This window comes from Bacillus sp. 7884-1, assembly GCF_002272245.1.
Taxonomy (GTDB): domain Bacteria; phylum Bacillota; class Bacilli; order Bacillales; family Cytobacillaceae; genus Neobacillus.
In genome coordinates this window covers 1-366 of sequence record NZ_NPDD01000357.1, presented here as the reverse complement: position 1 = coordinate 366, position 366 = coordinate 1, and the positions used below count along the sequence as shown (strand labels likewise).

At 34.2% G+C, this 366-nt stretch carries 1 protein-coding gene; it reads right to left on the bottom strand.

Translation table 11 applies throughout. From position 1 onward, the window contains the following. Window positions 1–366: IS110 family transposase (locus tag CHI06_RS29095; protein WP_142301055.1), on the bottom strand; the 366-nt coding region annotated here is incomplete at both ends.

Genomic DNA, 366 nt, shown 5'->3' with positions numbered 1-366 from the left:
TTGTTAGATTTCGAAGGTTTAAAAGTTGAACTCCTCGCTTTTTATATGGCTCTAGTTCTTCTTTATAAAACAGTTCGCAGAGAAGATAAGCATCAACCGCATCTGTCTTTACCTTCCTAAGACTTGAACTTTTAGCCTTATAAGAAATCAATGGATTAATAATAATCATTAAATATCCACGGTCCTCTAAGTATTGAACAACAGAGGAGTGATAATGTCCTGTTGCCTCTAAAACAACAGGTGGTTTCTTACCTGTTTCTCTCTTAACTTCCTCAAGAAAATCTACAAGTAAACTTAGACCTTCTAGAGTATGAGAAACTTTAAAACTCTTACGATATGGTTTGCCTTTATCCAAAAATGCTTGTA